The following is a 14,793-nucleotide window of genomic DNA, read 5'->3' as shown; positions in this document are numbered from 1 at the left end:
TACGAGCTACGCCGCTCTTTCGTTCCAGGCCAGAGGGGGTACCCCCTCTGGCCTGGAACGGTTCTGATATATCTCCATCGGCTTCTTGCCGTCAAAAGCAAAATGCGGACGTCGATTGTTGTAGAAATCGAACCACCAAGCCAAGGCTTGCCGCAGTTCGCTTCCGGTTCCCATCTCACGCAGGTAAGCACATTCATATTTCAACGAACGCCACAGACGCTCGATCATCACATTATCCATCCATCGGCCTCGACCGTCCATGGAGATACGAATTCCAGCCTCTCTGAGCGTCCGTGTGAACTCGTAGCTGGTGAACTGTGATCCCTGGTCGGTGTTGAAGATTTCCGGCACCCCATAACGATTCAGGGCTTCTTCCAAGGCAGACACGCAGAAATCAGCATCCATCGTGTTTGAGAGCCTCCACGACAGGACGGCCCGACTGTGCCAGTCCATGACCGCCACAAGGTATAAGAAGCCGCGTGTCATGGGGATATACGTGATGTCGGCACACCAAACCTGATTGGGCTTCGTAATCGCCTTGTGCCGCAGCAAATACGGATACGTCTTATGTTGCGGATGCGGATGGCTTGTCTTTGGCTTTTGGTAAATCGCCATCAGGCCCATTTTACGCATCAGACGTCGTACCCGTTCACGACCGACCCTTTGCCCTTCGTCTCGTAGGGTATTACGCATCTGTCTGGAACCGAAAAACGGCAGCTCCATAAACAACTCATCGATTCGGCGCATAAGGGCCAGGTTGGCCGGAGATTCGCCGATCGGTTCGTAGTAGTACGTCGATCGGTACAGCTTGAGAATTCGGCATTGCCGCCGGATACTGAGCTCGGGGTGAGTCTTGTCGACCACCTCTCGCCTTCGCTCACAGCTCAAATTTTGGCGAAGGCTTGTTGCAAAAAATCCTTCTCCACCGTGAGCTGGCCAATCTTGGCGTGAAGCTCCTTGATCTGGGCCCCGTTATCCTGACGGCCGACGGCCTTGCCTGAAAAGGACGCCACGATCCCTTCCTTGGCCTGCTTCTTCCACTGGGAAACCTGATTGGGGTGTACGCCGTACTTGCTGGCGAGTTCCGACAGGGTGTGTTCCCCGGACAGGGCATCCAGGGCGACTCGGGCTTTGAATTCCGCGCTGAAACGTTTTCTCGTCTTGGACATGAATTGCCTCCTTCGGGCAGTTTATGTCCACCTTATCGAGTGGTCCAGTTTTCCGAGGCCACTTCTTGCTTCATGTTCAATCCATCCTTTGCAAGTATAGATTCTTTTGAGAATGCGGATATATTTCTATTAAATATCTTATCTGTGCTTTTTCCGCAATGAATCTATTTTTAAAGAGGGTACATGATGATTCTTATCGTAAAGAGTCGCTATCTTGTCAGTATTTGATCAGTGTTCACTTAAGCGCTGAATAGTCGGCTTGCTGCCGCGCCGCAAAAAAGGGTTAGAGATTTTGTATTGCTGGAAAAGAAGTCAAATTAGAGATTTTAATTACTATGATTTCAAACCAAAGTCTTATCTATCGTCAGAGTATAGCTGAAATAATGAGGTAAATTGGTTGATGAAGGGTGTTATTGTAAGTATAGGTTGGCTTGTATTTGCGTGTCGTTTGCTTTGACTGTTTAAGACTGCGCTTTCCCCCGAAATTCGGACCACCGGTTAAGGTGGAGTCAGCGTCCTTAAACCGATAAGGAAGGACGCATGACAAAGAGCAGCAAAAGACGGAAACATTCGGACAAGTTTAAGGCCAAGGTCGCACTTGAGGCGATTCGTGGCGTGAAGACGCTTGCGCAACTGGCTGCGGAGTACAAAGTGCACCCCAATCAGATTTCCACGTGGAAGCGGCAGCTCCTTGAGAATGTCGATGACATCTTTTCCAGTGGCAAGAAAGCCAAAAGCCAGGAGGAGATAACCGCACCGTTATTTGAGGAGATCGGTCGGCTCAAGATGGACATCAAGTGGCTTGAAAAAAAGTTGTAAGCCTGCCGCTTGAGGTGCGCCGCCAGTGGATCAAACCAGATCGGGAGTATTCCATCCGGCGGCAATGCAAGTTGGCAGGCATTTCCCGTTCGGGATTTTACTACAAGCCTGTAGCCGAATCCGATGAAAATTTGGCCCTGATGCGTCTGATCGACGAGCAGTACCTGCGTCAGCCTGATTACGGCTCGCCGCGCATGACAGATTGGCTGAGGACACAAGGGCATCAGGTCAACCACAAGCGGGTTGAGCGACTGATGCAGATGATGGGCTTGCAGGCCATTACTCCAGGGCCGCATACGAGTGTCCCCAACCCGGAGCATCCCGTGTTTCCTTATCTGCTGAAAGGAGTTGCCATTGAACGAAAAAATCAAGTCTGGAGCGCTGATATCACCTACATCCCCATGCAGCGCGGCTTTCTGTACCTGGTGGCAGTGATAGACTGGTGGAGCCGCTTCGTGCTGGCTTGGGAGCTATCGAACTCGATGGATAGTTCTTTCTGCGTGGATGCGCTCAACAAGGCTTTGCGCATCTCTACGCCGGAGGTGTTCAACACGGACCAGGGAGCGCAGTTCACGAGTCGTGAATTTACCGGAGTTCTGCAGAGCAAGGGAATTGCAATCAGCATGGACGGCAAAGGTCGCGCAATCGACAACGTCTTCATTGAGCGGCTGTGGTGGACGGTGAAATATGAGGATATTTACCCCAGGGCGTACTGTGATGGGATCGAGCTATACCATGGGCTTACGCGCTATTTTCGGTACTACAACGAGGAGCGCGGTCATTCGTCGTTGGACAAAAGAACTCCCGCTGACGTATACAGGGGCAACTTGAATGTTCATTGACTTGGCTCGTAGCCGTTGCTCCGCTCCGCCCTCGGCCCTTCGGGCCGCCCCTACGGGGACGGGCTACGCTCCACAACGGCTATGGCGACCCGCCTCCTCGGAGGCACAAACTCGGACGCCGGGCTCCACCTTAAAAAGACCGATCAGTGGTCCAAAGGATGGGGGGAGGCGCAGACAGACACTTTTTAGGAACCTTTTACTTTCATAATTTGGGTTGAAAATGAAAAAAGTACTTCTTTGCTTATCCTTGGTCTTTTTGTTGGCTGCTTGTGGAACTCGGCATCATGATATGGTTTTCGAAAATGGTCATACTTCATTGCCTTCTGAATCCAAGTACACCATAGGCTCTGTTGAAGATGAATCCGGTTATGTGTTTGCGGATGATGAGGAGAGTCTTGATATTGCAGAGAGCATGCGGATTGCGCTTGTCGATGAGTTAAGCGAGGAAGGCTTGTATAGTGAAGAAAATTCCAACTACACGATAGATCTAACAGTAAAAAAATAGGGGCTGTACCAGATAACTCCTTTGGGTTATCGGTATGGCAATGCGAAAAAGTCGTTTGAGCAAGGACAAGCAGCTTCGTTTAATCGAACATTTTGTGGCTGGCACGACAGCTCGTTGCGCTGCCGATCTGGTTGGTGTGAACGTCAAAACAGCCGCCTATTACTTTCACCGGCTCCGGGAAATCATAGCGGTAGAAGAGTCCTGTGAAGGGATGGATTTTGGCGAATTTGAGGTCGATGAGAGCTACTTCGGTGGCAAGCGAAAGGGCAAAAGAGGACGTGGGGCGGCTGGTAAGGTTCCTGTTTTTGGAATCCTTAAAAGGGGCGGGAAGGTCTATACACAGGTGATTCCTGATGCGAAAGGTAAAACCTTGCTTCCCATTATTCAGGAAAGAATCCAGCCAGACAGTGTGGTTTACTCGGACTGCTGGTATGGCTACAATGTCCTTGATGTGTCAGCGTTCAAACACTTCCGAATCAACCACTCGAAGCTGTTTGCAGATAGCCACAACCACATCAATGGAATCGAGAATTTTTGGAACCAGGCCAAACGCCATATGAGGAAATTCAACGGCATTCCAACCAAGCATTTTTCTCTGTTTTTAAAGGAATGCGAGTGGCGTTTTAATAACAGCAATCCGCGAAGCCAGTTTAAACAACTGAAACAGTGGGTTAGAAGACATATGGGCTAGTTATCTGGTACAGCCCCAAAAAATATGAGCCAGGCAATGCATTTGGCAGGTGGTTGATGCCAGGGGCAGGCTCAACTGTTTTGAAGGTTTCGAGCCAGGTCCGAGAATCAGAAATTCTGATAGGTAATATTGAGACTAAGAACACGATCGATGCAGGAGGCGCATATTCGATTGGGGCTTGGAAGTCGATTTTCAGGGACGCTGCAATTGAGATTGTCAAAGAGTTGAAAGAGTCGATGGGGTTAATAGCTGAACCTGCGAAATAGCATGTGGATATAAGCCCTAGATGTATCATATAGGGCTTTTCTGCGTTCTTTGGTCAGAGCAATGGAGCAAGCCCCAAACATCATGAGGAATGCAGCACTGAAAATTGGTGGAAATGTGTAGCGAGAAATTGTTCTTTGTCTTTCTTTATTGTTCAATGAAGAAATTGGAAAAAGGAGGAACCAAAACAAGACTATCTAGACAGATAGTAGGTAGTTGGTGGAGGGAACGCCGACCTACCGCAAAACAGTCTCAAAGCCCGCGCTCCTCGTAACTCCTTGATAATAAACGCCGAAGTCATCTTGCACAACCACTTCCCGACAACCTGACCAGAGAAACGATTTTCTCCCCCGATTTCCCGGCACCGGACGGGGGTGACGGGTTTGTAGTAAGACCGGATACCTGGCGCTTAACCGCAACAACTTCGAATCCGGTTTTCGGACGCCGGTTCGGTTCCCAAAAGCGGAATCGAACTGGACCCGCAGTCGTTCTTAATCTCCAAAACATCCATTGTTAGAAGTACTCTGGCCTTGGGCGGCGAGTATCGGGATCTCCTGTTTTCACCTTTTCAACGGCTTAATAGCTGAGCGGAGAGCCTGAAAGCGGCCCGTTTCGCTCAGAAATCGAACAACTCGCCGAGCAAGGACTTTCGCTTGTGTTGCTTGTGTTTGTAATCGTGATGACGGTCACCTTGGGGATAACGTTGCTCTACGCCATGGTCGCGTCCGGTATCTCGATATGGTTCTTTACCTGATGGGACCGCTTCCTGCATTGACCGTTCGATGATCTTGTCCAGCTCGCCACGATCTAGCCATACACCACGACATTCGGGGCAATAATCGATTTCAATGGACTGTCTTTCCGTCATTACCAGATTGGTTTCTTTGCACACCGGGCATTTCATTGCACGTCTCCTTTCTGTTAAATAAAACATGAGCATAAACTCGTATCATTTTTTTGCCAAACTCGTCTATTCCAAACCTGCTTGCCATTGATGCCGCATGGCCGGACAACTCGTGTCGCAACGTGTCATTTTCCAGCAGGAGCTGTACTTTTTCTGTCCAGGCGGAGATATTCTGCATCGTTTTAAATCCGGTCATGCCGTCAACAACAAAATCATCGATGCCGCTGGCCCTGATCGACACAACGGGCATTGCGCTTGCCATCGCTTCAAGGATAACCATCCCTTGTGTTTCCGAGGTGGACGCGAAAACAAAGATATCACCCAGGCTGTAGTAGGCTGGCATGGTTGCGGGAGGAACCGCGCCTGGAAAGAGCACGGTATCCTGTAAACCTAAAGTCTCGGCCATCTTATAAAGACGTTCCCGCTCAGGGCCGTCACCAATAAGAACAAGCTTGAATTTCCGCGAACAATACTTTGTCAGAAGGGAAACCGCTTCGAGCATGAAGCTTATATTTTTCTCGGCGCTCAATCTGGAAACACTCAACAGCACCAGTTCATCGTTTGCTATGCCAAGCTCAGCGCGCAATCGGGCTCCTTCCAGTTCAGACAGTTTGGCAAACTTGTCGGTTTCGATACCTGTAGGCACGACGAACACGGGAGTCTTCACGCCAATCATGCGCAGATAATGTTCAGAAGCTTCCGTGGGAACGACGATGGCGTTGCATTGGTTGCCGAGCCTCCGCACCAGCGCGTGAGATAGAAAATTGCGAAACAGGGCTTTGGGCAAAGGGACTGCGTAAGAAAAATGTTCCAGCCGTGTATGGTAGGTGTAGACCGCCGGTATCTTTAATCGCCTTGCCATCCAGAGTCCTACTGTTCCCATCCAGTAGGGATGATGGATATGAATCACGTCAGGCGCGAATTCGCGCACTTTTCTGATTGCCGCCAAGGAGAAAATATTTGGCACCACGATCCCTTTGTCGGCCGCTTGCCTAAAAAGACAAGGAAGCCTGAAGACATCACCCCGTTCCTCCGGCGGCTCTACGATTTGTTCGTATTGTGGTGCCAGAATCAGGACGTTATGCCCCAGCTCTTTGAGAACTGAAGAGAGTCGATAGATCGAAATCGGAACGCCGCCAATAAAGGGCAGATAGTTATTGGTGAACATGGCGATCTTGATCTCTCGATCAAGATTCGGTTCGGATGGCTGATTGAAATCAGGATAGTAATCCCGTTCTTTCAACAGGAGTGAATATAGCCAGTAAGCGCTGACAATGAGAAAGCAAACAATAAGCAGGTAATTGAGATAACCGACATAGAACAAAGAATGAATAAAAAACCAGATGCTTTCAACTGTACGAAAGACCGTGTGCTGTCCGATATTCAGCCTGACAGGTTCAATATCCACCTGGCTCCGGCTGACCTGGACCTTCACGTAATGATAAAAACTGCGATCATTGTTGAGAATAAACCCACCTGCGCCACCCGTCACAACAAAAGGAGTACCGTTGTATTCCTGGACTGAAAAGAGCGGCAAATTCGACGAGAAGACCGCTTTTATTCTGGAATCCCGGAACATGGGCATGAGAAGACTACGGAATTCCTCATCTGGCAGATAATCGTCATCGAAATCGAATGTGCCTTTTTTGTCAACCGGCAGAAGAGGATGCCCGACGAAAAGGAAAACATTCTGATTCGGCGCGACTTCAAGCTCTTCCTCCAGCCAGCGGGCCTGCCACTTAAAGGAGGTTTTTCCGGAGCTGTCGAGAAAGATAAATCTGCTGTTCCCCGCTGAAAATGCGAAAACATATGGCCCGTAGTGGTCATAGTATCGGAAACCACCAAAAGTGCCGTGCTCGTTATCGCCAAAAGTCAGGAGATAGGGTTTTTCAAGATGACCCATGGTCCGGTGCAGTGCGCGGTATTTATCTTCGCCTGCACCGCTGACCGCGTTTCCGGCGGAAACGACAAACGCTACATCGCTCTGGTTGAGTTCGGGAATGATCTTTCGCTCAAAAATGCCCACAGAGTTATTGATGTTTCCAACAACGGCGAAACTGAACGTCTCTTCTCCATGCAGAATCGATTCGACGCTCTCAATCTGTTCAGCATGGACGGCACCGTAGTCCTGTTCAAAGAAATTGAGGTAGATCTTATAGAAAATAACCAGGAACAGAATAAGCATGTTTAGATAGAAGAGCGCCCGCCACCATGACAATCTAGCCATTGCCAATCCTCCAACGGGTCAGCTCATGCAAGGTTACGGGGATTCCAATAAGCATGCCGAGGTAGATGGTCAAAAACCGCCAAACCAGTATGATGCCGACCAGTTCGGACGCATGAATGAGCGAGGCGAAAAACAATCCGAAAACACCCTCGGCAAATCCAGCCCCTCCAGGCGACGGCGCGAAATACATGATACAGGTCGACACCACCAGTAGGCCGGTGGTTGTAAAGTAATTCGTCTGATAGCCCGCGCCCCAGAACAGTACAGAGGGGAACGAAAACAAAGAAAGGAGGAAGATAAAGGTAAAGAAGACGGAGAGGAATACGTCTATCCTGTCCCCCCGAACGTAAATTTTCAAACAGCGCGAGAATCGTACCGCTTCCCTGAGAAATTTAGCTTTGATACGCCGCGTTCTTTCATGGCTGGTGAGGCGCAACCAGACCAGCCCTTTGGCGGCCAGGTCGAAGAGTCGCAGCAGCCAGCGTAGACGAAACAACAACACGAGAAAACAGGCGAGGTAGCCGATGGCGACACTGGCCAAAATCCAGCCGACACTGGTCATCATGCCGCCATCCCGGAAATACGGCATTCCCGCGACAAGGAACGGTATGGGGAGAAAAATCAGAAACATCGCAATAAACGTCCGAATGGTTGTCGCCGCCGTGGCCGTGCCAATCGAAACGCCGCGTCGATAAAGAAACCAAACCTGGGCAAAACCTCCGCCAGTCGCCATGGGGGTAATATTGGAAAAAAGAATATTGATGAATGTCAGTTTGCCGAGGTTCCCTGCGGCGAGGTTGTGCCCCGACGCCTTGAGAATGAAGTGCAGGCGCAGTGCATCACTGACAAAATAAATCGTCAGAAGCAGGACGAGTGCGGAAATAACCGGCCAGGACCACAGGTGCTGATTGATAGAAAATGACTGTGCGCCGACCTGCCGATAAATAAAAAAAGGCACGCCACAGCTCAACCCAAGAAACAGTAAGGCGTAAGCAGTCCAGCGAACCGAAACTGCCTTTTTTGTATCCTGCCGCGAGGGTTCCAGGCCTTTTACGCTCACCGACCTACCCTTCATGTCAGTACCGTTGTCACCAGGTAGGCTGTGTAACAGACATAACAGGCCAATAGCACCGCGCCCTCGATACGGTTGATGCGGCCCGGCCCCCGGAACCCATAACCGAAGATGAACAGCGACAGAGTCAGCACGGCCATGACAAGGATGTCGCGGTTGAAGACTTCCGGCCCGACCGCCATAGGGTGAATCGCTCCGGCGATACCCACCACCGCCAAGGTGTTGAACAGGTTGGAGCCGAGGATATTGCCAAGTGCGATGTCATGTTCCCCCTTGCGGGTGGCGATGATCGACGAAGCGAGTTCCGGCAGCGAGGTGCCGACCGCGACGATGGTCAGGCCGATAATCAGGTCGCTGACCCCGAATCCATGGGCGATCTCCACCGCGCCCCAGACCAGGATGCGGGAGCTCACGATAAGCGACACCAGACCCACCACCAGCCAGAAGACCGCACGGCGGATCGGCATGGCGCGGACGTCGAGTTCCTGCTCCACCTCGCTCCCAAGCGCATCGGCTTTTTTCTGCATACCCTGCCAGATGGTCCAGGCCATCAACCCGGCGAATACACAGAGCAACACCACAGCATCGAACCGGGTGATCTCGCCATCCCAGAGTTGCCATGCCGCCAGGGCAGTCACGCCGGTGAGGATTGGCAGTTCCTTGCGCAGCACCTGCGAATGTACGGCGATGGGACTGATCAAGGCCGTCACCCCCAGGATCAGGGCGATGTTGGTGATGTTCGAGCCGTAGGCGTTCCCTAGGGCGATGCCCGGGTTACCCTGCGAGGCGGAAATAGCCGAGACCACCATCTCCGGCGCGGAAGTGCCGAATCCGACGATCAACATGCCGATCAGCAGTGGCGGCATACCGAAATGGCGGGCGGTGGAGGCCGAGCCCTCCACAAAACGGTCGGCGCTCCAGACGAGGAGTGCCAAACCGAAAAAAACAGCGATAAAGGGGAGTGTCATGCCACCCCCCTTTTTATATCAGACAGTCCCGCAAGGCTCTTGATCAGCCCCATGACCATATCCCGCAAATGGTTGTACCACTCGATCATCTTCTGTTTCATCGTCGTCAGTATGTTTTCTTGGGTCTCTTCAATGGAAAGGGCCTTGCCTTGAATCTGCAGGCTTATTCGTTCGGCCCGCAGAGCCGGATCGGGATGGCTGGAAAGAAAGGAATGGCCGCTGCCCAGAGCAGCGAGTTTGTTCAAGGCCGAAACCGCATCCTCCGGCGCATAACCTTGTGCCTTGAGGAACGACAGGCCATAGTCATCCGCCACCTTCTCCTCAAGCTGCGAGAATTGCGCTGCGGTCAAGCGTTGCACCAACCCTCCCAGTTGCGAGCGGGCAATATCCGCCACCACCCCCTCCTGTGCCGCCAGCCCCTTGCGCACAGCGCTGGCGGCATAGGCAAGGCGCAACTGCTTGGCGGTGTGCTGTTTCACGATATGGCCCATTTCATGGCCGATCACAAATCGAAGTTCGCCATCATTGAGCATATCCATCAGGCCGCTGAAAATCCGAATAGATCCGTCCGCCATGGCAAAAGCATTCACCTCGTCGCGCAGATACACCCTGTAATTGAATGTGTAGCCATCCTGCTCATACAGATCGCCGACCAGCGACCGCAACCGCTTGGTATACTGGTTTTCGGGCGGAGCAACCGAATGCTGTTTGTCCATTAAGGCTGATGATTTCCCAGCCAACTCCATCACATCCTGGTCGGAAAGGGTAACGGCTTTAAAGGCATCAACTCCAGCCTCGGTAGCCAGCTGCATATCGGTATTTTCGCAGCCGGTAAGAATTGTGGCCAACCCGGCCACCAGCAGGAGAAAAAAAAGATGTTTGCGCCAACCCAGTAGGGCGCGACCGGATGCAACATTGGCAAAGGCGAGCATCATGCGCCAGCCTCGGCCGCATCGACTGTCCCCGGATTTGTCACCACATGTACGCTTCGTTGCGGAAATGGAATGGTCAGCCCGGCCTTCTCGATTTCCTCTTTGACTCGTTTGTTCAAATCCCAGTAGGTTTGCCAATAGTCTTCAATTGTTGTCCATCCCCTAAGCTGGAGGTTTACGGAACTTTCAGCCATGGAGACAACCATCGTCTCTGGAGCCGGGTCCCGCAAAAAACGTGGCTCTTCCACCGCTATTCTTTTCAACACATCAAGACCGACATCAATAGAATCGGAATACGCGATTCCGATGACGATATCCATACGACGTCTGCCGTTACGCGTGTAGTTCTTGATGTTGTTTCCCCAAATCACGCTGTTAGGCGAGGCTATATAGATTCCGTCGAATGTCTCCAAGATGGAAGTGAACAGATTGACCTCTTTGACGGTCCCCTTGACTGATCCAACCTCGACAAAATCACCGGACCGAAAAGGACGAATAAACAACAACATAATTCCAGCCGCAATGTTGCTTAAGGTGTCCTTTAGGGCCAAGCCGACAGCAATGCCCGCAGCACCCAGCAAGGCGATGATACTCGTCGTGTTCACCCCGAAAATATCAAGAATGAACACACCGCCAATGATATAGATCACATAGCTAGCCGTAGCACAGAGGATGGGCACCAGAGTGGCATCAAGCCTCTCAAAGCGATCATTTGCCTTTTTAATCGAACGTCTTACCCCTTTGGCGACAAGTGTGCAGGCAAAAAGAATTGCGACGCACAACAGAGCCTTATACCCAATGCCAATAATGCTCTCCGAATGGGAATTCCAAAACTCAATAATCATTTATACTCCTCCTATTTATGTGATATTCCCAGCAACATGTGCGAATGCCCCAAGTGATGCCTTCGACATTGCTGCAATTGGCGGGCAGTGGAGGCTGAGCCTTTTACGAAGCGATCGGCACTCCAGACAAGAAGTGCCAGGCCAAAAGCGATTGCTGCATATGCCGTTATCATGATTTCTTTTCTTGTGATCCGCCATCAATCCTGGCAGAACATTGCATATCAAGGAGATCATTTATATTGCCGAAAATCTTTTTGATACTCTTCGGCGGATTTTTCATTGAGCACCTCCGCATCATATCTCCTTCGCGAAAAGCTATTATCACTGCGTCGATCTCTTGCACCGGCTCCAAAAGATTCTTTTTCATGGAACGTAAAAAGATCATGCCAACCATGAAGGTGATGGTTGCCATGAACACAACCCCCCAGGCTCCGGCGTATCCCAATTGCTTAGCATTGGCGTCAGCCCTCCGCATTGCGGCTCGGTTAATATCTCCCAATGTAACGATTGCATTAACCGTTTTCTTCTGAGCAATGTTATTGCCTTTGTACGCATCTTCGTAGTGATGGATAATTGTATCAATGACGGCAGATTCTTCTTTCTCAGTGATATTGTTTTTCGCCTTTGTCAATGCATTGACAAATGATTCGATTAACTCGGCAGAAGGAATCTCAGATGTCTTTATATTCAACAGGGCTGCCAGCATTTCTTCAGATGCTTCAAGTGACACCTCGTTTTGGGAGATGATTACCTCGATTGCCGGAGCCATCCGCATAAATATCCATATCGACCCAAAAGCTATAAGCAGGTTGAGTGCGATAAGAAACCACGCGCCAACTTTCACTGATTGTGCGAGTTTCATAACTGAAACCCCTTGGTTAATTGTGGTATAGCCGCTTCACTCGAGACAATAATCAGATGGTCATTTGCACGTAGAGGATCACTCGGTGATGGCTGGAGAATTCTGGCAGGGCTTCCTCTGCGAATGCCGACTACCATAACGCCAAAACGCTTCGGCAAAGAGAGCTCAATGAGGTTTTTGCCAATCATTGCCGGTTGAATCCGAATCTCCGTGAGATGCAAGTCTTCACCAAGACTCGTATCGACAACTATATCTCTATAAAGCAGTCGGTTCGCAAATCGTTTACCAAACTCCTGCTCAGGGTTAATGACCTGGTGAGCACCGACGAGTTGCAATATGCGTTGATGCATCTTGTCGTTTGCCCGTGCAATTACTACAGGTGCTCCCATTTGGCGCAACAGAGCAGTGCAGATGATGGAAGATTCCTTCGAATCGTCACCTATCGCGCAAACAGCGGAATCCCTCTTGCTGGGCTCCAGACGCGCCAGCTCAACCTCGTCGGTGCCATCGATAACCACTGCCTCTGCCACAAACGCGGCAGCTTCATCGACCAGATTCCTGCTTATATCCACGGCAAGCACCTCTGCTCCCTTGTCGGAGAGTGTCCGGGCAAGAGACATCCCGAACTGACCAAGTCCGATTATCAATATTTGTTGTGACATTCACTGACCTCGCTTCTTATGTTATTGACACGCTTTCCACCGGATGTCTGGTATCGGAAACCGCCTGATCATCGTTTAAAAGCATGAATAAGGTAATCGGCCCGATACGTCCGGCGAACATGGCAATGATGATGATTACCTTGCCTATTTCGTCCAGCAAGGGAGTGGCTCCGGTAGACAGGCCGACCGTGCCTATTGCCGATGTGGCCTCGAAAATCAAATCCCGGGAGGATATTTCCTGGGTGACCTGTAACATCAGTACGACAACAAACCATATAGCCATACCGGAAACAAGAACGGTGACAGCACGATAAATCGTTCCGGAATGAATACGTCTGTTTTGAGTGATGATTTGGTTTTGATTCGTGACATTTGACCAAAAGGTCATCGCAAGTATTCCGATCGTCGTGGTTTTCACGCCACCGGCTGTTCCGCCCGGACTGCCGCCGATAAACATAAAGGCGATCATAATCAGAAGCGTTGGACTCGATATATTGGCAATATCAACGGAATTGAATCCGGCCGTTCGCAGGGTCACCGACTGGAACCACGCATTCTGTATTTTGTCGACTATTGATAATCCACCCAAAACACCATTCCATTCAAAGGCGAGCACAAAAAAAGTTCCCGCTATCAGCAGAGCAACTGTGGTAATCAAAGCGATTCTTGCTGAAATCGGAACGGGTTTTCCTCTCACCCATTTCGGTACAATCAAACTGGTGGCCGGTGCCATCCCCCCGAAAACGATAAGTCCGGCGACAATATGCAGGACAAAAGGATTTGCCTGGTAAGGAATCAAGCTATCAGTTTGCAAGGCAAACCCTGCGTTGCAAAAGGCCGATACCGCTGTGAACAAACCCCTCCAGAGGGCTTGGCTGAATTGATCTCCCGAAGCATAGAACAGCATTGTCAGGGACAACGCACCCAATCCTTCGGCAAGAAGGGTGAACTTGAGAATAGTAGCCAGGGCTCGAATCAGATCCTGATGATTGGTATCTGTCATCGACGCCAAAAGTCGTTCATGCTTGAGACTGAGACGGCGACCCATCGCTTGTAGCGCGACCGTCGTGATACTCATAATGCCGAGCCCGCCAAGCTGAATTAGCAGCAAGATGAATATCTGTCCGACGAGAGTGAAATCATTGGGTGTGTCGAGAACAACGAGGCCGGTCACACACACCGCACTTACAGAAGTAAAGATTGCGTCGACAAGGTCAATGGCACCGTTTTCGGTCGATGCCGGAACAGTGAGTAAGAGCGAACCCACCGTACAAAGGATAAAAAATGTCGTGAACAGGATTCTGCCAGGATGGTTAACTAAAACGTCCCACCAATGATCTTCGCGCTCAAGGATGTTTCGATAACTAGGAATCATCATGAGATTGATAAGACTTACTATACCAACCATTCCAGCGACACTCATTGCCGAAGGCCATAGCAACAAAAGGACTATGGCCAAAATACCGATTGCTGACAGGGCAATGCGTGGCTTTGATCGCATCTTCACTGCCCAGTGGAGAAAAAGAGACTGGGCAATAAGAGAAGAAGCTGCAAAAATGTACAATGCTGGTGAACTCGCAGAGAGCTCTAATGGCAAAGAAACGACGACGACAGCGGGTACTGTCAGAGCAGCCCAACGAGCCCGCTGGAGGCAGCGTTCGACATGATTGCTCCGCTCTCCAGTGATTCTAATGTCAAAATCAAACAACATGGCGGCGACAAAAACAAGACCTACTGAACCGGTAAGCGCAGCAAAGGGACTTGTTGAGAGATACGGGAATGCGGTTATATAGCTCGCAACAGAAGCACCGGCACCAAGCACTTTGCCGAATAATGGACGACGGAAAATAGTCAGAGCGCACACCAAACAGGAGATTGCCGCAATGGCCGAAATGATCAGCTGCCAACTCTGTGGATACACTGACTCGAGTCCGAGAAAAGGGAGCGCAAGCGGACATGGTGAAAGAGCCATGAGAACTCCCTCCAGTCCTATTCGCGAAATATATGCTCGTGATTTCATTTCAGTGGCAG

General features: G+C 50.5%; 13 protein-coding genes. 3 read left to right on the top strand and 10 right to left on the bottom strand.

The genetic code is table 11. The features are described 5' to 3' along the window. Positions 1 to 6 precede the first annotated feature (6 nt). A protein-coding gene (locus DPRO_RS03145; protein ID WP_097010279.1) for an IS3 family transposase occupies positions 7 to 1,169 on the bottom strand; the annotation gives its coding sequence in 2 pieces (ribosomal slippage) (positions 7 to 894 and positions 897 to 1,169; 1,161 coding nt in all). 540 nt (positions 1,170 to 1,709) lie between these two features. Between DPRO_RS03145 and DPRO_RS03140 the strand changes: the two genes are divergently transcribed. The 3 genes from DPRO_RS03140 to DPRO_RS03130 all read left to right on the top strand — a co-directional run bounded on the left by DPRO_RS03140 (position 1,710) and on the right by DPRO_RS03130 (position 4,026). After that, a protein-coding gene (locus DPRO_RS03140) for an IS3 family transposase (protein WP_407681385.1) occupies positions 1,710 to 2,830 on the top strand; the annotation gives its coding sequence in 2 pieces (ribosomal slippage) (positions 1,710 to 1,985 and positions 1,988 to 2,830; 1,119 coding nt in all). A 220-nt stretch (positions 2,831 to 3,050) separates the two neighbouring features. Further along, positions 3,051 to 3,335, top strand: coding sequence for a hypothetical protein (locus tag DPRO_RS03135; RefSeq protein WP_157917351.1), 285 nt, complete (start codon positions 3,051 to 3,053; stop codon positions 3,333 to 3,335). Between the two features lie 40 nt (positions 3,336 to 3,375). Further along, positions 3,376 to 4,026, top strand: a complete 651-nt coding sequence (locus DPRO_RS03130; protein WP_097012874.1) for an IS1595 family transposase — start codon at positions 3,376 to 3,378, stop codon at positions 4,024 to 4,026. An 880-nt stretch (positions 4,027 to 4,906) separates the two neighbouring features. On the opposite strand, the gene DPRO_RS03120 is transcribed toward DPRO_RS03130, so the two are convergent. From DPRO_RS03120 to DPRO_RS03080, 9 genes are all read right to left on the bottom strand, one after another. Next, a complete protein-coding gene (locus DPRO_RS03120) occupies positions 4,907 to 5,158 on the bottom strand; it encodes a TFIIB-type zinc ribbon-containing protein (protein ID WP_232005689.1) in 252 nt (83 codons plus the stop codon). After that, complete coding sequence (locus DPRO_RS03115; RefSeq protein WP_097010748.1) at positions 5,136 to 7,421, bottom strand: glycosyltransferase; 2,286 nt, start codon at positions 7,419 to 7,421, stop codon at positions 5,136 to 5,138. The genes DPRO_RS03120 and DPRO_RS03115 overlap by 23 nt, the downstream gene beginning before the upstream one ends. Beyond that, entirely contained in the window at positions 7,414 to 8,481 is a 1,068-nt protein-coding gene (locus tag DPRO_RS03110) for a lysylphosphatidylglycerol synthase transmembrane domain-containing protein (protein WP_232005688.1), read from the bottom strand. Before DPRO_RS03110 ends, DPRO_RS03115 begins: the two co-directional genes overlap by 8 nt. 11 nt (positions 8,482 to 8,492) lie before the next feature. Beyond that, positions 8,493 to 9,461 carry a calcium/sodium antiporter gene (locus tag DPRO_RS03105; protein ID WP_097010746.1) on the bottom strand — a complete coding sequence of 323 codons (969 nt, stop codon included), beginning with the start codon at positions 9,459 to 9,461 and terminating at the stop codon, positions 8,493 to 8,495. Further along, positions 9,458 to 10,396 (bottom strand): M48 family metallopeptidase, encoded by a 939-nt coding sequence (locus DPRO_RS03100; RefSeq protein ID WP_097010745.1) that lies wholly within the window; start codon positions 10,394 to 10,396, stop codon positions 9,458 to 9,460. The genes DPRO_RS03105 and DPRO_RS03100 overlap by 4 nt, the downstream gene beginning before the upstream one ends. After that, positions 10,393 to 11,238: a mechanosensitive ion channel family protein gene (locus DPRO_RS03095; RefSeq protein WP_097010744.1), complete on the bottom strand. Its 846-nt coding sequence runs from the start codon at positions 11,236 to 11,238 to the stop codon at positions 10,393 to 10,395. The genes DPRO_RS03100 and DPRO_RS03095 overlap by 4 nt, the downstream gene beginning before the upstream one ends. Positions 11,239 to 11,407: 169 nt before the next feature. Next, on the bottom strand, positions 11,408 to 12,100 hold the full coding sequence (locus DPRO_RS03090; RefSeq protein ID WP_097010743.1) for a hypothetical protein: 693 nt from the start codon (positions 12,098 to 12,100) through the stop codon (positions 11,408 to 11,410). Then, positions 12,097 to 12,762 (bottom strand): potassium channel family protein, encoded by a 666-nt coding sequence (locus DPRO_RS03085; protein WP_097010742.1) that lies wholly within the window; start codon positions 12,760 to 12,762, stop codon positions 12,097 to 12,099. Before DPRO_RS03085 ends, DPRO_RS03090 begins: the two co-directional genes overlap by 4 nt. 16 nt (positions 12,763 to 12,778) lie before the next feature. Next, a complete protein-coding gene (locus DPRO_RS03080; protein WP_097010741.1) occupies positions 12,779 to 14,734 on the bottom strand; it encodes a TrkH family potassium uptake protein in 1,956 nt (651 codons plus the stop codon). Positions 14,735 to 14,793: the final 59 nt, after the last annotated feature.

Source organism: Pseudodesulfovibrio profundus, from assembly GCF_900217235.1.
Classification (GTDB): domain Bacteria; phylum Desulfobacterota; class Desulfovibrionia; order Desulfovibrionales; family Desulfovibrionaceae; genus Pseudodesulfovibrio; species Pseudodesulfovibrio profundus.
This window is presented reverse-complemented; position numbering and strand designations above follow the sequence as displayed.